Origin of the sequence: Bacillus sp. RIT 809 (assembly GCF_016892495.1) — a bacterium.
Taxonomy (GTDB): Bacteria; Bacillota; Bacilli; order Bacillales; family Bacillaceae_G; genus Bacillus_A; species Bacillus_A cereus_U.
In genome coordinates this window covers 1-23,589 of record NZ_JAFEMR010000022.1, presented here as the reverse complement: position 1 = coordinate 23,589, position 23,589 = coordinate 1, and the positions used below count along the sequence as shown (strand labels likewise).

Here is a 23,589-nt window from a genome sequence, read left to right as displayed (position 1 = left end):
TGCTATATAATTAAGTTAGGTGTTTTCAATTCATTACTAAAGGGAGGTAAAAGCTGTGAAAAATACGTATCAACTTCAAATTCCGAAAGAACTAGAACAGTATCGTAGTATTTTAGAAGAAAGTGTGAAATCGTATATTAAAGTGTCTGGAACGCAAGCAGAGACAACCCTTTTTGAAAGTAAGTTTGGTGGATATCCGTATTTACCTATAAATCAAGAGCATCCTAAAGATTCTAATGGCCAACCTATGATGTTACTTGCGCAGTTAAACCTTGAAGAAATTCCGCATATTGAATATATGCCTCAAAAGGGCATGTTACAATTTTTCGTAAGTGCTGAAGATGAGCTTTACGGAGCAGATTTTGATCATCCAACAATCCAAAAAGACTTTCGAATCATTTATCATTCTACAATAACGGAAGATTTAACTAAGGTTATTACTGATTTTAGTTATTTAAACACTTTAGATTTAGAGCATTTTATCATACCTGAAGCAGCTAAACTAAAGTTTGAATTGGATTATCAACCAGTAACATCAAGAGATTATCGATTTGAAAAGATTTTTAATAAAAACATTGATTGGGAAGAAATTGTTGATGAAGAAAATAAAACAGAATTAGGCGAACTGTATGATGATTTATGCGAAGATCAAGGGCATAAAATTGGCGGGTATCCATTCTTTACACAGACAGATCCGAGGGAATGGGAAGAAAAATACCAACAACATGATATATTGTTGTTGCAAATCGATACAGATGATTCATTAAATATTATGTGGGGAGATTCTGGTGTTGCTAATTTCTTTATACGCAAGGAAGATTTGTTGAACCTAGATTTTTCCAATATTATTTACAATTGGGATTGCTATTAAAATAACAATTTAGAGCATTACTTATGTTTAAATAGGGAAAAGGACTCAATTTATTGGTGTATATATGTTTAAGTGCTAAAAAATCATCCTAACAGTTAGGGTGATTTTTGTTTTAATAATATTTAATTATGTTAACTAAATTAAAAGATAGCAATTATAATAAAAGTCAAGCGATGATATGAAATAAATAAAAATAATGTAACATGTAGCAAATCATATATGTAGCTAAAAATGATAGATCAATCAGTGGGAAATTTATTAGTAATAAAAACACTTTAATCGATTTTAAATTTTTGTTTTAAATATATTGTTACGTAAAATTTTTTTGTGTTTGTAAATAGAACGATTCATGAATTTTAAGTTCGGATTTGCTATGAACGGATTAAATATAAATTAAGTGATAAAAACGTAAAAAAGCATTTAAGTTCGATTTAGTATAAATCTCATTAAAAATCTCCCCTTCATCTCATTAAGTATAGTTTACTTGGTTTTTGATACAGAGAAACACTTACTCTATACAACTTCGTATAATATATATTATGTTAACTAGTAAAAAGCAATAAATTTATTATATGTTAGTTATGATTGTTAGGCTCCCCTTTTTAATTTGGTTCATAATGTGTTGTAGATTGTGTGGTTATTTGTTATTTTAAGTTGTTCATGTTGTGTTATTGATAAGAATGTTTCCGTGTATAATTTATATTTTAGTTAATAAAAAACGCAATTCGTTTAAAGTGAACGAATTGCGTTGATATGATTAAGAATAAGTTTTTAAAATTAGTTTGCTACAGCGATTGCTTCGATTTCGATTAATAATTTATCGTTAATCAATTTGTTAACTTCTACAACTGAACTTGCTGGTGGATTGTTTGTGTTGATGTATTGATCTCGAATATCTCTAACAATGGCCATTTGAGAAATATCCGTCAAGAAAAATATTAATTTTACTACATCATTAAAATTTAATTCTGAAGCTTCTAATGCTACTTTAATATTTTCAAATACTTGGCGCGTTTGTATACCTAAATCTCCATTCCCGACTATATGACCATCAGCATTAATCGCTACTTGTCCAGATATGTAAATTGTTCGTTTAGCGTTACTAACTTCGACTACATGTGAGCAACCGAAAGTTGCTGGCAAAGTTTCCGGATTGATAAATTTCTTTTGCAATGTGCATCTCCCCTATTTATATCGTATTTTCTTCATGTTTAATTTTAGATGACTATCTATTTTACAAATGATTTTTCACATATCCTTCTGCTACATATGTGGAGTTATAATACGCTGCTTATATTTATAAAATTAGGTATTTAATAGATTATATATGTTTGATTTTCTTGAGTGCTGATACTAATTATGCCTTGTTTTATTAATTCTTCAGTTATTTTTGTATAGAAAAAGTGATACCACCAAATAAAAAATTCTTCGTAAGTTATTTCTTTTGAGTATCTGCTGCTTGCAAAGTATTCTTTTAAAGGTTTCTCATTTTCTTTACATAATAAGATCAAATCTTTACTGATTGTGTTCGCGATTTCGTTAAGTATAGATAAGTCTTTGGCTTTAAACACTGGGATAATTGATTGCGAATTTTTATACAAGCCTAATTTTTTGTATAATAAATTTAAATTTAAGTCTACTTGTCTATCTGCCGCTACAAAATTTTTAACTAATTGTTTTTTGTATAATTAATATCAGTAATAGCATCGTGAAAATACTCTTCAAACGTTTCTTTATTCGCAGTTATTAAATTCAAAGTTGTATATCGAGTGTTTCCATAAAGACCAATTTGATATTCCCCTAAATCCAAATACGTATTACCATACATTCCAAAGGACTCTTTGTCTGTTTGTTCTTGTTCTAGAATCGCATAATAATATCTTTTATTGTTTTTCAAAGGCCGTTCTGTTTCTGAATAGTTTTCTTCAATGTTAATTATTTGTCCAAAATCTAATAACACACCACTATATAGTAAAAGACTGTACGATTCTTTAGGTAAATGATTAAATGTCTCGATTCTTTTAGACATAGCATCAATTTGATTAGAATGCTTTTCAATTATGTTAAGTGCAGTTTTAATTAGAGGCTCACATAGGTTATACAGTTTTTCTCCTTCATTAGCTGTTATAACCATACATGTTGGATAGTAACTCCCTTCTGTCTCATTCAATAAACCTCCTAGTTCTAATGCGTGCATTTGTTTTTCGAATTCCTCGTTAGTCCAATTTAGCTTCGTTTTTATAGCATTGGATCCTATAACAAGATGCAGCATCACAAGTAAATATTGAAGATTTGTTTCACTTATTTTTATAGTTGGAGAATTATCTCCAGATGAAATCATTTTAGTCTCCTAAGCTGTTTATAGTATTTTCTCTGGAGTATTATTAGCAAGCATCATTACATCCCTCCTTTTTAAATAAGTTAATTGTAAAATCTATGTATTTACTATGTTCTATAAATAAAAATAAGTGCCCTTTAATAATCTCAAATTAAAAACCTTAGTATGGCTATCTTAATACCTATACTAAGGTTATCTAGAATTTTATATTGTGTTATTGCTATTTGTATATGCCAAATTAATTTGTTCATATTCTTTTTTAAATTGATTATCATTTTTTATCCAACGTTTAAATATTAATTCATTAATTTTTATATTTGAACATGCGGTAATAATACATTTGTTTTTCTCATAATCTTTAAGGAAGTTTTCTTTTCTTTGCATAACTGCAGCTTGAGTTCTTTTTAATTTTCGATCTTGTAATTGTTCTAAACTTACATGTTCTTTATGAAATGTTTCATATTTTCTATGCAAATATATATCTTTGTCTTTATAAATCCAATTTGCAAAAAGCTGAATTGATTTTCTCCCAGTCAGCATGACACGATAATGTGTATTTTGATTTAAAAGGTTAGAATTTAAGTTGTAATTTTGCAGAACTTGGTTTAGAGAGTTCATAAAATTATATGATCCTCCTACAAAACTTACTGTATATGCTTCATAATTGACATAACCATCTCCGTCAAAATACCCTCGAATAAAATGATGCAGATATTCATCTGGTACGAATGGAAATTCTACAGTAAATGATTTACAAGGCTTGATTCCGTGAATATTCATAAGATCTTCTTTAATTGTTTTACTATTGAGGTTTAACATATATACGCCTGTTTTTTTGTTTTGATAAAGCGGCTGGTTTGTGTTTAATTCTTTTTTTATATCGTTTAGAATGTCACTTTCTTTTTGCGAGATACTGACACATTGATTTTCTTTTGGTATAACACCGTCTGCTGTTATAAATCCTAAAATATAAGCCATGTTATTTGACCAAGTTTTAAAATAATCTTCTATTAAATCATACTTTCTCTTCCAACTACCTATAGCTCGTCTGGGCACGTTTTTTTCTTTTAAAACCATACGAATATATCCAGCAGACACATTGGCAAGTACAGCTATTTCTGAGGTGCTCTTCCCTTTTGTATAAAGCTGAATCATTTCAGATTTTGATAGTTTACATTTTGACTTCTTTTTTCTTTCTTCAAGCATTTATAGACTCTCCTTCCTTTGGATAATTAGTTACCTACCTGCTTCTATAACGTATAACGAAACGTACGTTCTTTGTTGTGTATGAGAAAGAATTTACTTAAACAAAACAATTTACAAACACATAATATTAGTTTTAGCTGCTGCTAAATGAATTCTATTTTATATATATAAATAATAAATTTGAAGAATTTATGAAATGTATTGTATTAAAGATGAAAGGTAAAACGATATAGTTTACACTAATAACAGCTAGAATAACAACATACGTATATTGTTAAACGTAAAAAGGAGAACTAATGAAAAAGAAATATATAAATCAAATTCATACTGATGTAAGTTTTAAACCAAAAGATATTATAGGTTTAATGACTGATTACTTTAAAATAAAAACAAAGTTGCGACCTATAAAGAATTTACCTATTGTTTTATCGAATAAAGATAATGAGTCTTTAGATAGTGTTACATGGTTTGGACATTCTGCTGCTCTTTTAAAAATAGAAGGTAAAAAGCTGTTATTAGATCCTATGTTTGGCGATGCCTCTTCCCCATTCCCTGTTTTTAATAGTAAACGTTATAGTGGTACTTTTTCTTTAGAACGTGAAGATCTTCAGGAAATTGATGCGATTATCATTTCGCATAATCACTATGACCATTTAAATTACAAAAGTATTATGCAGTTAAAAGATCGTGCAAAGCACTTTTATGTTCCGACTGGAGTTGCGCGTTATCTTATTAAATGGGGTGTTTCACCTAGTAAAATTAGTGAGCATAATTGGTGGGATGAAATTACGTTTGATAATATTAAATTAGTTTGTACACCTGCAAGGCATTTTTCTGGACGAAGTATGACAGATAGAGATAGTTCGTTATGGTGTTCATGGGTTATCCTTGGTCAAGAAACGAAAGTCTTCTTTAGTGGTGATAGTGGATATGCTCCGCACTTTAAGGAAATTGGTAATAAATACGGTCCATTCGATCTTACTTTAATGGAATGCGGGCAATACGATACGAGATGGTCTGCAATTCATATGTTGCCAGAAGAAACAGTACAAGCTCATATTGACGTTAAAGGAGAATTGCTTGTTCCTATTCATTGGGGTGCTTTTACATTATCATTACATGAATGGAGTGATCCAATTGAGCGAGTTACGAAAGAAGCAAATCGTTTAGGGGTTAATATTGCAACGCCGCAAATAGGTGAATCTATTACGTTGAAAGCTAAAGATTATCCTACTTCAGATTGGTGGCGAGAAGTATAATCATAACAAAAAGCGAACTATATTAAATAGGTTCGCTTTTTGTTAATTCACTTATTTTGGAGTTCTCTTATATCTACTGGAATTGCATTTTCTAACGGTGTTTCTCCTTTTTCTATCTTCCCTCCTACACCGTTCCATAATCCTTTTACAGGATCGTATTCTCTATTTAGCATAAGTATTTCTTCATTTCTTTTTATAAAACATAAAGTGTGCTTGTACATTTTTTAATTCCTTCATTTGTTCTTAATAAGTTCTAACAGGCGATATTAAATATACTGCTGCAGATTGTTCACCTGCTTCAATTAATATCGGTCTCATGGAACCGCCAAAACTTAAAGTAACTCTATCTTCTTTTATTGCTTTTAAAGTATCGACCATATATCGTCCATCGAAAGATATATTTAATTGCTTTTCACCTTGAATAGCATCTATTTGTTGTGTCTCGGATATTTTACCAATCTGAGAAGCGTTAGAAGAGATTTGTATTGTGGATTCGTCAATGATTTCTAAGTTAACGTTGTTGTTTGCCCATTCACTAGCTAATAAACTTGACCGATCTACACCTTGTAAAATCTGTTTTCTATCTATATTAATAACCGTTTGGGATTCATTTGGAATTAGGCCGGATATATTAGGATATTTCCCTTCAATAAGCCTTGAATACAATGTAATTGTACCGAATTTAAAGATAATGTGACTCTCTGAAAGATATATGTATACTAAATTTGAATTACTGTTCATTAATTTTAGTAATTCACTAATAGTGGAACTTGGTACAACGCAATTCAATTTCGCATGTGAAGAAATGGTTATTTCACGTAAAGCCAGTCTGTGCGAATCAGTAGCAGCACAAATTAATTTGTTATGATCAATAACGAAATGTACGCCAGTAAGAACGGGTCTAGATTCATTTTTAGCTGCTGCAAAGACAGTTTGTTTAAAGATTTCAATCAACTGTTCCGTTTCTACTTGTATTTCTGCATGTTCGTCTATAAATGGTACATTTGGAAAGTCGTTCGCCGAGAGTCCATTCAAGTTTAAAGTAATTTCATCAGATTGAATTGTAATCATTTGCTTATTCATGCTTTTTATTACTATATCACTTGGCATTTTCTTAATAATTTCAATGAAATATTTTGCAGGTACAACAATACTTCCGGCTTTAAAGATAGTTGCAATTTGTTCGTCTTCAATTGAAATAGGTATGAATTTTTCAATGAAAATATTCGAATTACTTGCGATTAAAGTAATTCCAAATTGATCTGCTGTTATTTTAATTCCGGATAATATAGGAATTAAAGTTTTTGCTGAGATAGCTTTACTTACTTCTGAAAGAGCTTGTGTAAAGTGTTTGTGATTAACGATAAACTCCATTTTTCCCCCGCCTTAAATGAAATACTATCTTTATGAAGATTGATGAATAATAGTTCCATTAAAAATATAAGGAACTGTTTCTTTCTTTTGTAAAAGGCTTTTTAAGTGTTCTGGTATACGTAAATAAGGTTCTGCTGAATCCAATTCCATCCAGGTAATCTCTTCAATCTCTTTTGGCCGTGATATACAGATTTCCCCTCCGATTATTTCTCCTAAAAAATTAAAGAAGATTGCATGATGTCCTCTCTCCTCAAAAAAGGCTTCACTAATGGAACAAACCCCTTTTACGGATATATCTAGCCCTGTTTCTTCTTTCACTTCACGAATTGCTGCCTCTTCTAACGTTTCACCGAATTTAACTGCTCCACCTGGTAAAGTGTAATAAGAACCATTTTTCCCTTTGTTTTTAACCATTAATAGCTTTTCATGAGTTTCATCATATAGAAGCGCGTATGTAACATTTACTTTTTTCATATGTAACCCCTTTTAATGATAAGAATTTTCTGTCTTCGTTTCATTCTATCATTAAATTGTTTTTATTCACAAAAGGAAATGAATTTCTATTCATAAACTCACAAAACATAAACTTACAAAAGAAAAAGAACGTGCTTTGAAAAAATTAATCAAAATACGCCCTCTATATGTTAAAATAATCGATTCGTTTAAAGAATATCAAACAATAGCAACTATAAATTCAATTCAGTACGTTTTTTACAACCTTTTTTCTAAATAGTAATGATTATGTCCTTTAGGATGATCTTCACTTACCCCTATCACTTTATACCCATGCTTCTTATAAAAATTAGGGGCTTGGAAACTAAAAGTATCTAATTTAATTAGCCTACATTCTTTTTTAATTGCAAATTCTTCAATAAGATTCATTAAATTGCTTCCGTAACCTTCGTGCCTGTATTCTTCAGAAACCCATAGGAAGTCAACATGTACATGGTGCCAAAATGTGATTGCCGTTATCCCTCCTACTATTTCTTCTTTTTCATTTTTCACTATAAAACTAATCTTTTCTGAAGGTGTTTTTTCTTCATTTGAAAGTTGTTTTTGGTTATATTCAATTACTTTTTCTCTTATGTAATCACTATCTTCTTGTACCCATTGCTTTACTATTTGCATTTTAACTATCACGCCCCTTTACATTATTTATTCAATTTAATAATCGGAATGTCCTATCTTCTTTAATGTTAAATTATGAAATAAGTACAAGGATAAAATTAGATTTTTTGAATGTCATCCATTATTTATACATTTTTTTGTAAAGCAAAAGAGCCCTAGTATAAGGACTCTTTCTTAGCATTAAGCTATTTTTCGATTTAACGATTTGATTTCCTTCTTCTTTTCTGCATTTGGAGGGCGGATTACTATAGAGATAACGAAAGATATAACAGATAGAACACCGATTGTAATGAAAGTTGGCTGAAATCCGCCGAGTAGTGCTCCAATGAATGATCCTGCAAGTGCACCAAAACCGAAACCTTGGTAAACAATCCCGTAGTTTGTACTATGGTTTTTTAATCCGAAGAAATCCCCGACGATTGCTGGGAATATTGTGATATTACCACCAAAGCAAAAGGCAACACTTGCTACACAAGTAAAATATATCCCGTAATTTAGTGGAATGAAACTTAAAGTAAAGACGGACAATCCAATAATAATAAACGTTGCAGAGACAATTTTTAATCGACCTATTTTATCTGATAATGTTCCGAGAATGATTCTACCAATCGTATTAAAAATTGCAATCATTGCAACGGCGTTAGCAGCGGTTGCTGCACTAAGTCCAACGAGTTGTACTCCAATATCTTTTACCATACCGATTAAATATAAACCACCCATACAGGATGTAAATAGCATGAAAAACAAGAAATATACTTGTTTCGTTCGCATCATTTCACGCGGAGTATAGTCATTGTGTAATGTTTCAGTTGCGGTGTTACTTACAATTGCTTCACGTAAGAAGAACGATCCGATTAATACTAAAAGTAAGACGATAATACCCCAATATAAAAATGCTTGTGATACACCAAGACTATCGATAAGATTTCCGTTTACATATCTAAAGATTAAGCTCCCCATTCCATATGCTGAAACAGATATACCAGAAATAAGCCCTTTACGGTTTGGAAACCATTTAATTAAATTAGATAGTGATGTAATATATGCTGTTCCATCAGCATATCCAACGACAACACCGGCTAATAAATAAAGTAATGGTAATGAGGAAACTTGTGAACTAAGTATTAAACCGAGTCCTAAAACAATTCCTGCAGTAGCGATCAGTTTGCGAAGTCCAAATTTTTGTTGTAGCTTTCCTGCAAATAGAGTTGAGAATGATAAAGAAAAACTCGTAATTGAGAAAGTAATCGCGACTGAATTGAGGTTCCATCCAAACTTACTTACAAGGGGTTGATTAAATAAACTCCATGTGTAAATTGTTCCTAGGCCAATTTGAACAATGATTGTACCTAGAACAATTAGCAACGGATTTATAGATGTTTGTTTCATGCTAACTGTCCCCTTCTTTTATCATGACATGAATTTTCACAGTTAGTATATCCATAATAAATTGCAAGATACTGTACGGAAAATGGAAATTAAGTTAGCTTACACAAAAAGACACTTCATCAAGAAGTGCCTTTTTGTAGGTTATATACAGCATTTAAAGAAAGCTTTGTTAAGATAAGACATTTTCGAATGCTTATGTACATATGTTATCAAATAATTTGCTGAAAGTGATGAGACTTAAGACGTATTTTTCTTTCATAAATAAGTCGGAGAGAAAATTAATATTCAATTTCCTCAAAGTCTTTCGGCTGCGGTACAGTTTGCATATTAGCTGCATCTTTCGGATCACTATAAATCGCGTTTTGTTCTGTGTTTACATCCTTTATATTTTGCTTTTTATTTTTATTCACTTCATTTTTCATTAAAGTTCACTCCTTTTTATTATAGGAGTAGTTATGCCCTAACCATATTATTTTTACTGCTACTAAATGTATCAGCGACTAAATTGCTAAATTCACGTAAATAATATAAATAATTATCCCCACCATAGTTGTATCTTTTATTGTACATTTTAGCAACGACGACATTATATTCTGGAATGACTAATATCGTTGGTCCTGTAATTCCTAATATTTGATAGGAACCTTTAGGAACTCGCTCACCAAGTTCACTAAATAAAGCAGGTTCATTTTGAATGAACCAAAACAACCCGTTTTGAGGTAGTTCTTTATTTGTATACTCTGGACTTTGTAAGCTCGTAGCAAGTGCTATAACTTCTTTTGGGACAATTTGTTTACCATTTAAAAACCCGTTATTTAAATGCAGGTTCCCCCAGTATGCAAATTCTCTCGCAGAGACAAACAAATTTTTCTCGGAGCCGTCATCTACTGTACCAACACTATCTATGGCATCTTCATTTGGATTTACAACAACCTTAACTAAATTATCATCTTTCTTTATTCTCCATCCAGTTTCTTTGAAATCAGCAGGTATGAATACACGCTCCTTTAATAGTTCAGGAAAACTCTTATTATACAGTTGATAAATAAGCTGCGTCACCATTCTTACATTAATATCTCTGTACGCCCAAGCTTGTCCCGGCTCAAACTCACGAAAAACTGTCCCATCATTAGTTTCATTTAAACCGTGTGAATGAGTTACTAAATGTCTTATCGTTGTTTTACCGAGTAATGAAGGATCAGGTTTTTTTAAATAATTTACTGCCTCGTCATCAAGAGATTTTATTTTCCCCTCATAAACTGCATAAGCTACCATTAATCCTAAATAGCTTTTTCTTGCGGAAGCGACATTGAACTGTGAAGATATGTTTACTTTTTTACTAGTAGAAATATTTGAATGCGTTCCACTATAATGCTCGAGCACAATCTTATTATCTTTAATAATACAAAGTGCTGCCGCAGAACTTTGATTTGTCTCTTTAATGTTTTCTACCCATGAAATTAATTTTTCATATTTGTACAAATAAATATCCCCCTAAAACATATAAAAATGACAGCATGAAAGAAAAGTTTCAATACAGTATAACTTTGCATAGGCACTTTTCTTTCATGTGAAATATTATTGATCTATAGTACTTAAATAATCCACCAGCTCCAGCAATTAGAACAGCTGAAACAACCAACGCAGCCTACACAACCTACACAACCGCCACAACGTCCGCCGCCACAACCACCACAGCGACCACCACAACCGCCACAACGTCCGCCGCCACCGCATCCGCCACAACGACGTGCATCGTCTTGAATGTAGTAATATGGATATTGATTTTGTTGCTGATCCCAATAAACAACATTACCAGGTTGATAAGCATTAAGGTTTAATGCTTGTAGTTCTTGTTGAAACTCATTCATTATGAAACCCTCCATTTACAAATGTGAATTCCGTCCAAATTTTCAAGTTTATTTACTTTTAAAAATAAAGTAGAAATAAGGCTATAGACTAAATGCGTACATCAACAAAATATGACTTTACACTAGGTGATGTACCTTGTTTATGAGCCTATTTTCTTTACATTCTTTTAGTGGACGGAATTAATATAAATAGAGATAATTAAAAGTTACTAATCCAGCAAGTTAATAGTTCATCACTTAATTTTCTTTCTAGTAATTCTTTTACGGAAGGTGTTGGCATTATTGTATAGGAGTTTATATTTTCTTTATTAAAATCAATCCAGTGAAATGCTAAATGGGACTCTTTAGATATTGGAGTAAAATCTGATTTTAACTCATTTGAATCTATTTCAAAAATGTGGTTAATTTCATGATGAAGGGTTTCTTTGGCTTGCCATTGATTTTCTATGACGCCTAAAAATTGTTTTACACTGCAAGTTACTCCAAGTTCTTCTCGTAACTCTCTTAGTAGTGCATTCTCTGCTGATTCTCCAATTTCAACATGGCCACCGGGTAAAAAATAGTGATGTCCTATGTATTCAGCAACTAGTAATTTTTCATCTTTTATCATGATAGCTCGTACAATATGATGGAATTTACTTTTCATTTTGTATTCCTCCTAATCATTCACTTTATACTTGCTCAAAAATTGTCATTTAAAAGCGGGATAATATAAATCAGAGGTGCTTCATATGGATGAACATTATTAATAACTGGAAGATAACATTTTACATGTTCTAGTTTACAATTTAATTGAAACTAATAATCTTGATAAACGATTCTAAAAAAGAGTATGTTTATGAAAATAAATCATCGAAACATACTCTTAATATTTTTAGCTGATTCATTCTTTTACAATAAGGTTTGATTAGCCCTATTCTTTGCGGCCTCAAAATCGAAGCCGTAGCTAAAGTATGCAATCACTACTTTTCCCTAAGCAAATCTATTCTCTATTTCAAATTTACCTGCCTGTACAAATTTTAGACTCTTAACGAACCACGAAAGCCTCTTGCGGCATAGTAAGATTCTGCCCCATTGTGATACACAAAGACGTGTCCAAAGCGATAATCGCAAAAAAGGGCACCGCCAAGTTCTCTAATATCAGAAGGTGTTTGCACCCAACTCGATGTCTTCAAATCGAAATTCCCAAGATTTTGCAACGCCCGATATTCTTCTTCCGTTAATAGTTCAATACCCATGTCAGTTGCCATATCAATAGCGTTATTTTCTGGTTTATGTTTCTTTCTTGATTCTAGCGCTTCAAGATCGTAACAAACACTTCTACGACCTTTAGGACTTTCTGCTGAACAATCATAAAAAATGTATTCGCCTTTTTCTTTATCAAAATCAACAACATCAGGTTCGCCACCAGTTCTTTCCATTTCATTGAGTGACCACAATTTTTCAGTATTAGCATCCAGCTTTTCTTGAACATTAGTCCATTCTAGGTCGTTATGGCGGTTCATATGATTCTCAAAACGATCTTTCAATGTTTGTAGTAATTCTTCACGTTGCTCTAGTGACAACTCCTTTTTATTACTTTCTTTCATATTAGTTCCTCCCATGATGTTTTTATTAATGATAGTTTAAGTATATATAAATACTGTTTTATAATAAAATGTTTAAATAATTGTATGAATTCTGCTTGCAATAATTTATATGACTTAGTAACACCACTTCTCCGCAATTTGGATCTAAAACGGAACAACTTATTGTTTCTAAACAGTTTCTTAATCGATCTTTCAATTCTAGATGTTCTTTTCCTTTTCACTATAAATACACGATATAACTTTATTCAAAACAGTACATCTTTATTTCAACAACAATAAGCGATATACTTCCTCACCGTCATATACATTTCCTAATGGTTTAAAACCATAACCTTCATATAGTTTCTTTGCAGAAATATTATCTTTATGGACAGTTAATCTAATTTCCTCACACTCTTTAAAGTTATTTTTTATTAAGTTAATGATTTCCTTTAATGCTGCTTTTCCATATCCTTTTCCTTGCTCTTTTTCATCAACGATAAATCCGTTAATCCAATACATATCTGTTGATTCTCGTACATAAGCGTGCATAATAAAACCAACTATAAGGTCGCCATCATATATAGCGAATGGAACATATTCGACATTTTCACCATCTGGTTTTATGTATACTTTAGCAAGTGATACTGCCACTGCCGGAACAAATTGCATTTGATTTTCTTTAACTTGTAATTTCAATGCGTCTTCCCAATTTTCTCTCGTAACAATTTTTAATTGGACGTTCACTATTTTAAGCTCCTTTAAAAAGAGAATTTATCTTTTATATTCAACGTAGTGAAATGATTCCCTTTTTCGACATCACCTCATAGTATTTATTTTATAAAGTCTTGAATAAATTCTTTTTCATCTAATTCTAATGCTATTTATTATAGATATTTTCCGCTCTCGATTTGTTTATAATTATCTTTTTTAAATGAGTAATTATAACCCCTAATATAGTAATTCCCCCTCCAACTATCGAAACAAAAGTTGGCACCTCACCTAACCATATCCAAGCGATAATACATGCAGCTACTGGTGTTAAATATAAAGAACTTGTTGCTTCAGAAGCACTGGAATGAGATGTAATATATGCTAATGTAATATATGGAAGTACTGTCGGGAACACACCTAAATATATAATACTCAAAGTAACTTCTATATGACTATGGATCAAGTTCTTTATCTCAAAGAGTTGCTGCAGAATGGTTAATCAACGGTTTTTATGAGGAGCACGTAGCAAACGTAAGGATTCACCTAAAAGAGCGAAGACGAATAATGATACAAGCCTTAAATAAGTATTGTGCAGATATTGCCACGTGGGATATTCTTAGCGGCGGATTTTTTATATGGCTAAGGGTGATACCTAACATTCCGATGAAAAAACTGTTTTCAGAAGCATTATCAAAGGGAATTCTTTTAAATCCGGGACGAATTTATGAAGAGAAATCAGATCAGTACATTCGTTTATCGTATGGCTATGCTTCCCCTGAACAATTTACTCAAGGTATTTACATATTAAGTGAATTGATTAGTGAGTTGATGGAATAACAAAAATCCTCTTTAATGTAAAGAGGATTTTTGTTATATCTTATTTACCACAATCTCATCTCGTGTCCTAATAAAATGAGTTCTTTATAAGAATCACCGTCAATCTTTAGCGCTTGCACAAAAGATACCCTTATTTCAATATATTAAGTCGAACTAACAATGTTATTCAACTTTTCTCCTATACTGCAATACTATAAAAATAAAAAGGAGGAATTATTATGAGCATTTTCAATATTCTTTTGACCATTCACATATTATTTGGAACCATATGTTTAATTACGGGAATTGTAGCTATGCTTGCTCAAAAAAAGAAAGGGAAACATACGGAATGGGGCGAAATATATCATGCATCCTATGTTGTAATAACTCTTACTGCAATTATATTGTCTATTATAAATTGGGATAAAATCGCATATTTATTTTATGTAGCAATTTTCTCTTATTCATTTGCGATTTATGGCTATCTTGCAGGAAAAAAGCGTTGGAAAAATTGGATTCATCACCATATTAGAGGTATGTTAGGCTCCTATATCGGTGCCGTTACCGCACTTTTAGTAAACATCGGAATTCATATTCCCATTATTAATTTACTGCCGCCTATATGGTTTTGGTTTTTACCGACGTTAATCGGTATTCCTCTCGTAGTCAGTGTATCAAAAAAATATAAAAAACAAAGGAAAAATTAATTGTATTTTGGTTACTTTCTAATTTTTTTTGATATTCTATGTAGTGAATTGAATATTTTGTTTTTGCACTAAGGACATGGAATGGAAGAAAAATAAAAGGAATCCAAGCTTTTGGATTCCTTTTATTTCTGTTTCTTTAAGGCATAAGTGTATCCAAACGATCTGGATAATTAGTAAACATCCCGTCGACGCCCCAAGAAATTAACTTTTTCATATCTTTTTCATTATCTACTGTAAATGGATGAACTTCTAATCCATAATTCTTTATTTTTTTTACGTAGGCTGCATCAATATATTTGTAATTCATACCAAGACCTATGCAGTATGTTTTATACTTTTCTATTTCTGATTCTGTTAATTGAACTGCTTTTTTATATGATAATAATTGTACTAGCGGTATATTGGCATTTAAATTATGAATCTTTCGCAGACTTTCTTCACTAAATGATTGAATAATAACTTTATCATTTATTTGGTAGTGATTAATAATTTCTAATAGTTTTTCTTCCATTCTAGGATATTCATCTGGCGATTTTGTTTCGATATAATAGTTAGCATTATGTCCAAACGTTTCAATAATTTCTTCTAGTGTTGGAACTTTAGCACCTTCAAATTCTTCCTTTGCTAAATTGGAATTCTTTTTATTGAAAAAAGATCCTGCATTTAGTTTCTTTATTTCTTCTAATGTATGTTCTTTAACTAATCCCATACCGTTTGTTGTACGGTTTAATGTTTCATCATGCATAGCTATTAAATGTCCATCTTTTGTCATTTGGAGATCTATTTCTATATAGTCACCTTTTAATTGTTGTCCTAATGTATAAGCCACTATTGTATGTTCTGGTGCATATGCAGAAGCACCTCTATGCGCAATGTTTTTTATATAATTTGATTGATTAGTAGCTTTTATATAATTATGTTCATTTACTTGTTGAAAAACAAAGATGCTTATTACTGTGAAGAAACAAATGATTGTAATTATAGATGTTTTTTTCATAACGGTATGTTAACTCCTATATTTAAAACAATTTGACTTGGATGATTTACTCAAATAAATGCCGATTTTCAAAAACAGTCATTTGTCCTACAACTTGAAAGCCGGATTTTTTATAAATATTTATTCCATCAGGTGAAGCTTGTAATACGCAATACGTATTTTTTAGTTGTTTAGCTTCTTGCAGTAAGAAATTAAACAGAGTAGAGCCGAATCCTTGTCCTCTCATTTCTTCTTTAGTCGCAATATCATAAATACCGACACTATCTTTCGTACATACTAAAGAGCCAACAGATACTACCTCACCTTTATAAAGACCTAAGTATAGTTTCATGTCATCGCTATTCCATAAATCTAAAGAAGAAATTTGATTATAGTATGATTGAACATTAGAGCCTTCCGCTGATGTACCGAATAAAGCCGCTAATGTTTCGCCAAATTTTTGTATTTGTACCGGCGAAGTTGCTTTTTGTATTGTAAAACCTGCTGGTATGTCTATTGTAGGAAGAATTGTTTGTAAATCTGCAACCATTGCAATATTATTTTCTGCTTCTATTAATCTAAGTTTTAGTAACTCGTTCTTAAGTGTATTCTCTCGCTTTGCATCCCAACACCAAACACTCATGGGGAACCCTTTTTGATTAAAGTATTCTATCTCCGCACATAATTCCTCGTTTCCTTCCGTTAAGTTGTTGTTTAATAAAGTAATAATATTAAATGTATCTGTAGGTAAACCACAGTTAACGGCAATATAATCCTTCGTTTTCTTTACACTCATCCCTTGCACATGACGAGCAACATATGTAGTTTTATATGTAAAATTATCTATAAGTAACTTTTGATAATTCATCAGTCGTGCTCCTTTCATAGAAAGTAATAATTTAATAACTTCTATATTAAATATAACATATAAGGAATTTTACTTATTCTTTGAAAACACCCCTTTTAACACTTTTATATTACATGTTTTAGTATGAAAGAATTAAAAATGATATAACATTGTCGGATTGAAAAAAGTGGTATATAATAAATATTAACATTACTAGTAATTATTTTAGGTATTCCTAGAATAAAGGAGCGATACATATGAAAATTACTATTTATTTCGGAAGTCATGAAGATCAAGATGTTCGTACTATGGACTGTCATTTAGATGTAGAAGATACAGAAGAGATTGTATCTGTATCTTAATATAAATAGTCGGGATGAACCCTATTCCCTACAGCTTTTAAGACACCTTTTACAGGTGTCTTTTTTGTTGTTTTTTTCGTCAAAAACCCTTTACTTTAGAGCGTTTTAATAGTAAAATATAAATATACGAACAAATGTTCTTTTTATTTTAATCGTACATGAAGGGATGATTTTAACAATGGCTCCAGCAAAGCGCAGAGGAAGAAAAAAGCAAACACCTATCATTTCAAATACAGGCTTTATCGGCTCTGTCTTTATTGATACATTGGAGTTACAAAAGAAATCCTATTATTTCGCACGTAAAAAACTTCAAATTGTCCATCACGTACTAGATGGTCTATCTGGAGCAACGAGTGCTTTATTTAAAGAACATAATATTTCCGCACACATGTCATGTGTATATTTACATAAACAAAAGAAAATCGGCTTTGTTCTTTCAACAAAACCTTTTGAACAAAGTGATGGCGTTGCTTACTTTATAAATTATTTAATCGAAAAGAACTTTTATGGTGATGAAGAAGTAGAATATCAAGAAGTATTTAATACAGGTTTTATTGGTGTAGTATTCGCCGATTTATCTAGTATAGAGCGTTTTAATTTTGAGTTTGAAATGGGCATGTTATCAAAATTAATGAAAGATATGATCATTCCTGTTAAAGAGCTCTTTTTACGCCATAATGTACCGGCATACATCTCTACTTCTCATTTAGAAGAGCAAAATAAATTAGGTTTCGTTCTATCTGTAAAGCCATACGATGAACGTGCTGAAGCAGATTTATATTTTGAAACATATTTAAAAGAACGCGGATTATTTATTGGTGATGAAGAAGATGATATTGATAAGATTGTTATTAGAAAGACAGCTGAATTACGATAAAAAGCACAGGATGATACCCTGTGCTTTTTAAACATTTAAAAATATTATTTAATTACGTTCAACACTATAATCTTTTGAATGAATTTCTAAGTTCAACTTATTTGAATAAGCCTTATTCAAAATAAGAAATACTATCCCTCCTGTAATTGGAAGCGTGTAAGCAGGGATATAATTTAATAATAATCCTGATAATGCCAATGCTATTGGCTGCATCATTTTACCTATACTTAATCCAATACTGAGTACCCTCCCCCTATATTCATCAGGAATCTCTTTTTGCATGAAATAAGTTAAAGGAATATCAATTAGTGCTATCATTATCCCTAAAAAGAACATAATAAGGCAATACATAGCAACGTATACAAAATTATCCACTTCAATACTTTTGAATAAAACTGGAATTCCTGAAATTATCATAAAAATTGCCAACATAAAACTTGATTTTTTCAAAAGATAGGAATAAGAAAAACGATCAGTTATCTTTTTTACTAATATTGCACCAACTATCATTCCTACTGGAAAAGTTCCATGAATCATGCCAAATTGCTTCGAACTAAGATTGAGAACTGTGTTTATTATGTATGGTAGTGGGACGATTACAGCAAAACCTAGGAAGAAATTAAGTGCAGTTAAAATACTAAACGTATTCTTTAAGCTTTCCTTTTCAATTAAGTAAGAAAACCCTTCTTTTATATCTTTAATAAAATTAATTTCTCTTTTTGAACATCCACCATTTATGCTGTACTCGAACAATTTAAAGTGAATAAACAATATGGATATGCCCGAAAGAATAAATGAAATACCATTTATAATTATAAAAGTTTTTATATCTAATACAGCAAAAACGATGCCACCTAACATAGGACCGAGAATTAAAGATACAGAATCGATAATTTTACTTATAGAGTTAATACTCATTAACCTCTTTTTAGAGACGATATTTGGTTTTGCGGCTTCTAATCCTATTCCAAAGAATGTTGTAAATACCGACATAAGAAAGGTAGTAGCATAAATGATGAATAAGTTTAGTCCATAATTGCTGCTTAATATATAGACAGCAATTAATAAGCCTCCATTTAGTAGATCCATACAAACAACTAGTTTCTTTTTATCAACCTTATCTGCGATTACGCCGGCAAATGGATTCATAACAATCATTGGAATCGTTCCTAAAATGAGTGTAATTGCGAAATTTAATGCTGATCCGGTTATTTTTAAAACATATAATCCTAATGCGAAACTATAAATAGAGCTACCAAATATTGATATTGTTTTCCCAATTACATAGAGACAAATATTTTTTAGTTCTTGGTTGCTTTTTTCATTTTGTAACTGTATTCGTAAACTCTCCATAACTTTTCCCTCCCGCTTAACTTTGTATTACGTACAGTGTAAGTTCTCGGGTCAACCCAATATCAATATGCTAGTATTAAAAACTTTTAAAAGAAAAATTAAAAAAGATGGGGTTAACCCCATCTTTTTCCGAAAAATGAATATGTATAAATTTCTTCTCCTTGAACAAAGAAATCCTCGTATTTTCCTCCTCGTTCTATATATTCTGAAGTTCTTTCATCTATGGAATTAAACTGTAGCTTTTGGATTTCTCTCTTCACTTTTGAAGACGTAAAATTATCTCGAAATCTAGTTGTAATTTGGCTATTTATGCTGAAATTTTTAAATAAAATAAATGAACTTAATAAATAACAATCAGGTTTTAAAAGGGAATTTAATTCATGCAGCAAAAAGATTTCATTCTCAAAACTGTAATTACTTGTACCAGACTGATCAATTACAATATCAACAGAATGGTTCTGAATAGGTATACTTAAAAAATCAGCGCAAATAAAAAGAATGTTTCTTGTGGAGTTTCTTCTTTCAATTACATCTTTTAAAAATAGAAGTTTATTCAAATCTCGATCAACAGCAATATATAAGCAATCTTCTGGCAGCTCTTCATAAATATTTCGTAAAAAGAATCCAAAACCCGATCCTATATCAAGCAGTACCTTGTCATTTAAATCTAGTTGTTTTAATTTCTTTTTCGCCCATTCTCCTGCTCTATGTATATTCTCCAAATAAGAAGAATCAGTTTCATGGATATAATCTGAAATAGGATCTTCAAAAGAAGCCCTGTCAGACGTTTCAAACGATTTACCTGCTGTTAAAATCCCTGAAGTAATAACATACTCTTCGCCGCAATCACAAGTTAATTTCCCCTCCATAATTTGATTGCTATTAATAATTCCATCTTGAAGAATTAAATTTCCGCTACACTTAAAACATGTAAGAAAATTAAGTACCCTTAAATCTATCCCTAAAATTGAATTAGAAATCTCCGTTGTTATAGATAAATCATTTAACGCTGCCTTTAATTTATCTCTTCTTTCCTTTAAAATTTTTATTTCATGTTCCATCTTTTCATATTTCAATTTAAATAAAGATTGGTAAAAAGTATCTTTTTCGTAATTCATAGATTTTGCTAAACTTTTATAAAGAAAAAGTTCTTTAATTTCATTCAAATTAAAGCCTAGCCATTTGTACTCTAATATAAGCTCTATATCTTTTTGACAATACTCATCAAAAAAATAATGGCCCCCCTTTTTTTCGGGGATAATTAGCCCGAGATCCATATAATGTCTAATCGTATCTATACTTAAATTATTTTTTTCTCCAAATTTACCGATTTTCATAATATCACTACCATTTTAATATTTGTTTATAAATACTTCTTTTCTAATCATAGAAAATCCTTTTATCTATCTATATATAATTATCTTTAGTATGGGGTAGATTCAATGAATACTTTATATTTGTTATAGAAAAAAATAAAAAACCCGCGAATTATTCACGGGTTTTACTCTTAATAACTAATTGCTATTGTACCTTCACCTGCATGTACAGCAAATGAAATTGGCAATGGATAAAGCTTGAAATCCATTTCAGGGAATGCTTGTTTAATATCTGAAATCCATTCTTCAGCTCCATCTTTATCGTTAGCATAGAACATATGAAGTACTTTTGGTAATTCTTTTTCAAGCTCATTTTTAATGTAGTCTCTACATTTTTGGATTTTACGCACTTTCTTTTCAAGTAAAAGTTCTCCGCCTTTTACTTCTAAGATTAAGTTGACACTTAATAAACTTCCAAGTAAAAATTGAACTCCCTTTACACGACCACTTGCATATAAACCTTTTAAGCTTTTTGGAAATACATAAAAGGGCCTTCTTTTTTCATCTACTAATGTTTTATGTATATCTTGTAAAGTCATACCATCATTGTATAACGTTTTAGCTTTTCTCAAAAGTTCATCCATTGGATAACTTGTCGTTTCACTATCTAATACAGTTAAAGGGAAACCTGCCATATCAGCAGCTAACTTCATATTTTGATAGGTCCCACTTACTTTTCCGCTAATAGCAACTGCAAAGCCTTCTTCATATTCTTCTTTGCATTTAGTAAATAATTCTACCATTTCCCCTATGTTAGGTTGCGAAGTAGTAACTGTTCTTCCATCATTTAACGCTTCATAAAGACGTTTATGAACTCCTTCTTCACAATCCTTATAAGACACTCCATCAATAATAACTTCAATTGGGATAACAAAGTTATCACCATCTGTTGTAAAACTCGCAGTTGTACTATCAGTAAACCAAGCAACACGCTTCATGTTGTTCCTCCCTTATTCTGTTCCTCTTTTCTGACTTTTCTATATATTTATCTTACGAAAAGAGAATATCCCCTGTAATAGTAACAGGACTTTATTATTTTGGCTATAGTAGATGGATAATAAATGTGAATGTTTTTTGTCTATTTATCAAAAAAAAAAGAAAACCACAAAATTTCCCGGTCTTCTTTTAACATTACATTACTTAAATGTTTCGTTATCTAAAATAACAACATAATCATTCGTCATTCGCCCCGCTTCTTTCGTATAACTGACAAGCCGCTGGATGTTATCACAGCAAATTTTTGCTCCCCATACGAGTAACGGTACACCAATAAAATCAATATGAAATCTTCTAGAAAACAAACCGCCTAAAGTCATTAGCAATGGAACTGTTGGTGATGTATTAGAAAAAATAATCTTATCATTGTTTTGATAATGTTTTTGCAGAATCTCTCCTAAATGCTTCATGGCAGGTACAACGACCTTTGATGCCCCACATCCAATTGTATATACAGGATTCCCATATTCATCTTGTCCATGAAAAATAATTTTCCCCATATCTTCTGTTTTCAATTTATTAAAGTACTCTACATTTAAAATTTCTTCTTTCGTTAACTTCCGATCAGTTGGTAATTTATTTAAATGATAAGCTGCAGCTAGCGAGGTTGTATGCGTTCCGCCGAAATCCGTGTAAATGAATATCATATTATCATCCCTTGTTGTAAAAGTTCAATATTATTTAGTATTACCGTTCACAGCGTTGTTAAACAAGGGACGAATGTATTTACGCTTTTTGTGTTAATTCATTATATTTTTTCCAAATATAATAGCGTCTACTAATTACGGTACCTAATGTGATACATAAAAAGGCATTCGTTACAACCATTAATGTGTGGTGAGTACTGCCAGGAAACATACTTTGCTTAATCAAAACCTTTGCACCTAAAATAACAAGGAGAATAATTGTACTTAACCAATTTCCTTTTCGTAATACATGACCTGTTTCACTATCTAATCGAAATGTTAAAGCTTTTCCTCTAATAACTCCAAGACCCAATCCAATTCCGAGCATTGCAACGAATAATAGTACGTGCAATATATTTAATTGTCTCATATGAATAATGGACTGGATTGTTATAAAGCACAGCAAAGCCGGAATGAGCCAAATACGATTAATATTCACTTTGTATTCCTTACCTTGCATTAATACAATTATAAGAATAACAAGTAGAATAACAAATAGAATATCCATTTAGAGTCCTCCTATATACTTGTTTACCTTTGAAAATTATATTCGCCTCTGTTCATACCATACATGAAATACGATAGCTACTTTAATTTATAAAATATGGAATGTGATTTCCCATCAGCCTTAAGCATTATTTATAAAAGTAAAAAGACGTACTTTCTACTCGTACGTCTTTAGTAGCTTTATTAGTATATTCCTAAACTGGTTTAAACTTTTATTTATCAATAAATTCTATACCTTTAGAGTTAGTTTTATCTAATACTTGAATGTTAAATGTAGCAGCTAATTTTAAAGTGATTTTATAAATGGAATATCCAATTATAGAACCTAGAACGTTACAGATTACATCATCAATATCGGTAATACGTCC

At 31.0% G+C, this 23,589-nt stretch carries 24 protein-coding genes and 6 pseudogenes; 5 read left to right on the top strand and 25 right to left on the bottom strand.

Translation table 11 applies throughout. The features are described from left to right. Window positions 1–55 precede the first annotated feature (55 nt). A complete protein-coding gene (locus tag JTF23_RS21025) occupies window positions 56–871 on the top strand; it encodes a YwqG family protein (protein WP_204209564.1) in 816 nt (271 codons plus the stop codon). A gap of 777 nt (window positions 872–1,648) precedes the next feature. Here the strand turns inward: JTF23_RS21025 and JTF23_RS21020 are convergent. The 3 genes and pseudogenes from JTF23_RS21020 to JTF23_RS21010 all read right to left on the bottom strand — a co-directional run bounded on the left by JTF23_RS21020 (window position 1,649) and on the right by JTF23_RS21010 (window position 4,415). Further along, window positions 1,649–2,044, bottom strand: coding sequence for a RidA family protein (locus tag JTF23_RS21020; RefSeq protein WP_204209563.1), 396 nt, complete (start codon window positions 2,042–2,044; stop codon window positions 1,649–1,651). Window positions 2,045–2,184: 140 nt separating this feature from the next. Beyond that, a pseudogene (locus tag JTF23_RS21015) lies at window positions 2,185–3,212 on the bottom strand (hypothetical protein). A 201-nt stretch (window positions 3,213–3,413) separates the two neighbouring features. Further along, window positions 3,414–4,415: an LAGLIDADG family homing endonuclease gene (locus tag JTF23_RS21010; protein WP_204209562.1), complete on the bottom strand. Its 1,002-nt coding sequence runs from the start codon at window positions 4,413–4,415 to the stop codon at window positions 3,414–3,416. Between the two features lie 296 nt (window positions 4,416–4,711). On the opposite strand from JTF23_RS21010, the gene JTF23_RS21005 reads away from it, so the two are divergent. Further along, window positions 4,712–5,674 carry an MBL fold metallo-hydrolase gene (locus JTF23_RS21005; RefSeq protein WP_204209561.1) on the top strand — a complete coding sequence of 321 codons (963 nt, stop codon included), beginning with the start codon at window positions 4,712–4,714 and terminating at the stop codon, window positions 5,672–5,674. A 53-nt stretch (window positions 5,675–5,727) separates the two neighbouring features. On the opposite strand, the pseudogene JTF23_RS21000 reads toward JTF23_RS21005, so the two are convergent. The 13 genes and pseudogenes from JTF23_RS21000 to JTF23_RS20945 form a co-directional block, all read right to left on the bottom strand. After that, a pseudogene (locus tag JTF23_RS21000) lies at window positions 5,728–5,895 on the bottom strand (NUDIX domain-containing protein); the annotation flags it as partial. 22 nt (window positions 5,896–5,917) lie between these two features. After that, complete coding sequence (gene dnaN, locus JTF23_RS20995) at window positions 5,918–7,048, bottom strand: DNA polymerase III subunit beta (protein WP_204209560.1); 1,131 nt, start codon at window positions 7,046–7,048, stop codon at window positions 5,918–5,920. Between the two features lie 30 nt (window positions 7,049–7,078). Continuing rightward, window positions 7,079–7,522 (bottom strand): NUDIX hydrolase, encoded by a 444-nt coding sequence (locus JTF23_RS20990; protein ID WP_002147574.1) that lies wholly within the window; start codon window positions 7,520–7,522, stop codon window positions 7,079–7,081. A 237-nt stretch (window positions 7,523–7,759) separates the two neighbouring features. Further along, window positions 7,760–8,176 (bottom strand): GNAT family N-acetyltransferase, encoded by a 417-nt coding sequence (locus JTF23_RS20985; protein ID WP_016104977.1) that lies wholly within the window; start codon window positions 8,174–8,176, stop codon window positions 7,760–7,762. Window positions 8,177–8,356: 180 nt separating this feature from the next. After that, window positions 8,357–9,565, bottom strand: coding sequence for an L-lactate MFS transporter (locus JTF23_RS20980; RefSeq protein ID WP_204209559.1), 1,209 nt, complete (start codon window positions 9,563–9,565; stop codon window positions 8,357–8,359). A 278-nt stretch (window positions 9,566–9,843) separates the two neighbouring features. Next, entirely contained in the window at window positions 9,844–9,987 is a 144-nt protein-coding gene (locus JTF23_RS20975) for a hypothetical protein (protein ID WP_002013225.1), read from the bottom strand. 31 nt (window positions 9,988–10,018) lie between these two features. Further along, window positions 10,019–11,047: a serine hydrolase domain-containing protein gene (locus JTF23_RS20970; protein ID WP_204209558.1), complete on the bottom strand. Its 1,029-nt coding sequence runs from the start codon at window positions 11,045–11,047 to the stop codon at window positions 10,019–10,021. A 113-nt stretch (window positions 11,048–11,160) separates the two neighbouring features. Next, entirely contained in the window at window positions 11,161–11,436 is a 276-nt protein-coding gene (locus tag JTF23_RS20965; protein ID WP_204209557.1) for a heterocycloanthracin/sonorensin family bacteriocin, read from the bottom strand. Window positions 11,437–11,635: 199 nt separating this feature from the next. Further along, on the bottom strand, window positions 11,636–12,082 hold the full coding sequence (locus JTF23_RS20960) for an NUDIX domain-containing protein (RefSeq protein ID WP_070139366.1): 447 nt from the start codon (window positions 12,080–12,082) through the stop codon (window positions 11,636–11,638). Window positions 12,083–12,117: 35 nt separating this feature from the next. Beyond that, window positions 12,118–12,231: pseudogene (locus JTF23_RS27965) on the bottom strand (cytochrome C biogenesis protein); the annotation flags it as partial. 224 nt (window positions 12,232–12,455) lie between these two features. Beyond that, the gene (locus tag JTF23_RS20955; RefSeq protein WP_204209555.1) at window positions 12,456–13,025 is read right to left on the bottom strand and encodes a DUF4256 domain-containing protein; all 570 of its coding nucleotides are present in this window, start codon (window positions 13,023–13,025) and stop codon (window positions 12,456–12,458) included. A 261-nt stretch (window positions 13,026–13,286) separates the two neighbouring features. Further along, entirely contained in the window at window positions 13,287–13,751 is a 465-nt protein-coding gene (locus tag JTF23_RS20950; protein WP_204209553.1) for a GNAT family N-acetyltransferase, read from the bottom strand. Between the two features lie 140 nt (window positions 13,752–13,891). Beyond that, a pseudogene (locus tag JTF23_RS20945) lies at window positions 13,892–14,166 on the bottom strand (EamA family transporter); the annotation flags it as partial. 2 nt (window positions 14,167–14,168) lie between these two features. Between JTF23_RS20945 and JTF23_RS20940 the strand changes: the two are divergent. Then, window positions 14,169–14,555 (top strand): annotated as a pseudogene (locus JTF23_RS20940) (aminotransferase class I/II-fold pyridoxal phosphate-dependent enzyme); the annotation flags it as partial. Window positions 14,556–14,599: 44 nt separating this feature from the next. Here JTF23_RS20940 and JTF23_RS28255 read toward each other — a convergent pair. After that, window positions 14,600–14,677: pseudogene (locus JTF23_RS28255) on the bottom strand (DUF4269 domain-containing protein); the annotation flags it as partial. 96 nt (window positions 14,678–14,773) lie between these two features. Between JTF23_RS28255 and JTF23_RS20935 the strand changes: the two are divergent. Then, window positions 14,774–15,241, top strand: coding sequence for a DUF2306 domain-containing protein (locus tag JTF23_RS20935; RefSeq protein WP_002161613.1), 468 nt, complete (start codon window positions 14,774–14,776; stop codon window positions 15,239–15,241). Between the two features lie 136 nt (window positions 15,242–15,377). On the opposite strand, the gene JTF23_RS20930 is transcribed toward JTF23_RS20935, so the two are convergent. Both JTF23_RS20930 and JTF23_RS20925 read right to left on the bottom strand, forming a co-directional pair. Beyond that, window positions 15,378–16,238 carry a glycerophosphodiester phosphodiesterase gene (locus JTF23_RS20930; RefSeq protein ID WP_016104983.1) on the bottom strand — a complete coding sequence of 287 codons (861 nt, stop codon included), beginning with the start codon at window positions 16,236–16,238 and terminating at the stop codon, window positions 15,378–15,380. A gap of 46 nt (window positions 16,239–16,284) precedes the next feature. Beyond that, window positions 16,285–17,085 (bottom strand): GNAT family N-acetyltransferase, encoded by an 801-nt coding sequence (locus JTF23_RS20925; protein ID WP_204209552.1) that lies wholly within the window; start codon window positions 17,083–17,085, stop codon window positions 16,285–16,287. 519 nt (window positions 17,086–17,604) lie between these two features. On the opposite strand from JTF23_RS20925, the gene JTF23_RS20920 reads away from it, so the two are divergent. Beyond that, window positions 17,605–18,303 carry a hypothetical protein gene (locus JTF23_RS20920; protein WP_002161610.1) on the top strand — a complete coding sequence of 233 codons (699 nt, stop codon included), beginning with the start codon at window positions 17,605–17,607 and terminating at the stop codon, window positions 18,301–18,303. Between the two features lie 48 nt (window positions 18,304–18,351). Here the strand turns inward: JTF23_RS20920 and JTF23_RS20915 are convergent, their stop codons facing one another. From JTF23_RS20915 to JTF23_RS20890, 6 genes are all read right to left on the bottom strand, one after another. Further along, the gene (locus tag JTF23_RS20915) at window positions 18,352–19,656 is read right to left on the bottom strand and encodes an MFS transporter (protein WP_204209550.1); all 1,305 of its coding nucleotides are present in this window, start codon (window positions 19,654–19,656) and stop codon (window positions 18,352–18,354) included. A 113-nt stretch (window positions 19,657–19,769) separates the two neighbouring features. After that, window positions 19,770–20,993, bottom strand: coding sequence for a methyltransferase domain-containing protein (locus JTF23_RS20910; RefSeq protein ID WP_204209548.1), 1,224 nt, complete (start codon window positions 20,991–20,993; stop codon window positions 19,770–19,772). A gap of 170 nt (window positions 20,994–21,163) precedes the next feature. Continuing rightward, on the bottom strand, window positions 21,164–21,970 hold the full coding sequence (locus JTF23_RS20905; RefSeq protein ID WP_002110177.1) for a DegV family protein: 807 nt from the start codon (window positions 21,968–21,970) through the stop codon (window positions 21,164–21,166). A 198-nt stretch (window positions 21,971–22,168) separates the two neighbouring features. Next, a complete protein-coding gene (locus JTF23_RS20900; RefSeq protein ID WP_204209547.1) occupies window positions 22,169–22,675 on the bottom strand; it encodes a DUF3189 family protein in 507 nt (168 codons plus the stop codon). A gap of 79 nt (window positions 22,676–22,754) precedes the next feature. Next, the gene (locus JTF23_RS20895; RefSeq protein WP_204209545.1) at window positions 22,755–23,222 is read right to left on the bottom strand and encodes a DUF1453 family protein; all 468 of its coding nucleotides are present in this window, start codon (window positions 23,220–23,222) and stop codon (window positions 22,755–22,757) included. Between the two features lie 211 nt (window positions 23,223–23,433). After that, on the bottom strand, window positions 23,434–23,589 hold a 156-nt coding region (locus JTF23_RS20890), incomplete at its 5' end, for a VanZ family protein (protein ID WP_204209631.1).

What these genes read in the sequence shown, in the direction of transcription:
- JTF23_RS20985 (WP_016104977.1), bottom strand. Translation starts at nt 8,176, where the DNA reads ATGCAAATAGTAAAGCAATGGGTACAAGAAGATAGTGATTACATAAGA.
- JTF23_RS20935 (WP_002161613.1), top strand. Translation starts at nt 14,774, where the DNA reads ATGAGCATTTTCAATATTCTTTTGACCATTCACATATTATTTGGAACC.
- JTF23_RS21005 (WP_204209561.1), top strand. Translation starts at nt 4,712, where the DNA reads ATGAAAAAGAAATATATAAATCAAATTCATACTGATGTAAGTTTTAAA.
- JTF23_RS20990 (WP_002147574.1), bottom strand. Translation starts at nt 7,522, where the DNA reads ATGAAAAAAGTAAATGTTACATACGCGCTTCTATATGATGAAACTCAT.
- JTF23_RS20980 (WP_204209559.1), bottom strand. Translation starts at nt 9,565, where the DNA reads ATGAAACAAACATCTATAAATCCGTTGCTAATTGTTCTAGGTACAATC.
- JTF23_RS21010 (WP_204209562.1), bottom strand. Translation starts at nt 4,415, where the DNA reads ATGCTTGAAGAAAGAAAAAAGAAGTCAAAATGTAAACTATCAAAATCT.
- dnaN (WP_204209560.1), bottom strand. Translation starts at nt 7,048, where the DNA reads ATGGAGTTTATCGTTAATCACAAACACTTTACACAAGCTCTTTCAGAA.
- JTF23_RS20900 (WP_204209547.1), bottom strand. Translation starts at nt 22,675, where the DNA reads ATGATATTCATTTACACGGATTTCGGCGGAACGCATACAACCTCGCTA.
- JTF23_RS20955 (WP_204209555.1), bottom strand. Translation starts at nt 13,025, where the DNA reads ATGAAAGAAAGTAATAAAAAGGAGTTGTCACTAGAGCAACGTGAAGAA.
- JTF23_RS20905 (WP_002110177.1), bottom strand. Translation starts at nt 21,970, where the DNA reads ATGAAGCGTGTTGCTTGGTTTACTGATAGTACAACTGCGAGTTTTACA.
- JTF23_RS20895 (WP_204209545.1), bottom strand. Translation starts at nt 23,222, where the DNA reads ATGGATATTCTATTTGTTATTCTACTTGTTATTCTTATAATTGTATTA.
- JTF23_RS20965 (WP_204209557.1), bottom strand. Translation starts at nt 11,436, where the DNA reads ATGAATGAGTTTCAACAAGAACTACAAGCATTAAACCTTAATGCTTAT.
- JTF23_RS20930 (WP_016104983.1), bottom strand. Translation starts at nt 16,238, where the DNA reads ATGAAAAAAACATCTATAATTACAATCATTTGTTTCTTCACAGTAATA.
- JTF23_RS20925 (WP_204209552.1), bottom strand. Translation starts at nt 17,085, where the DNA reads ATGAATTATCAAAAGTTACTTATAGATAATTTTACATATAAAACTACA.
- JTF23_RS20915 (WP_204209550.1), bottom strand. Translation starts at nt 19,656, where the DNA reads ATGGAGAGTTTACGAATACAGTTACAAAATGAAAAAAGCAACCAAGAA.
- JTF23_RS20975 (WP_002013225.1), bottom strand. Translation starts at nt 9,987, where the DNA reads ATGAAAAATGAAGTGAATAAAAATAAAAAGCAAAATATAAAGGATGTA.
- JTF23_RS20910 (WP_204209548.1), bottom strand. Translation starts at nt 20,993, where the DNA reads ATGAAAATCGGTAAATTTGGAGAAAAAAATAATTTAAGTATAGATACG.
- JTF23_RS20960 (WP_070139366.1), bottom strand. Translation starts at nt 12,082, where the DNA reads ATGAAAAGTAAATTCCATCATATTGTACGAGCTATCATGATAAAAGAT.
- JTF23_RS20920 (WP_002161610.1), top strand. Translation starts at nt 17,605, where the DNA reads ATGGCTCCAGCAAAGCGCAGAGGAAGAAAAAAGCAAACACCTATCATT.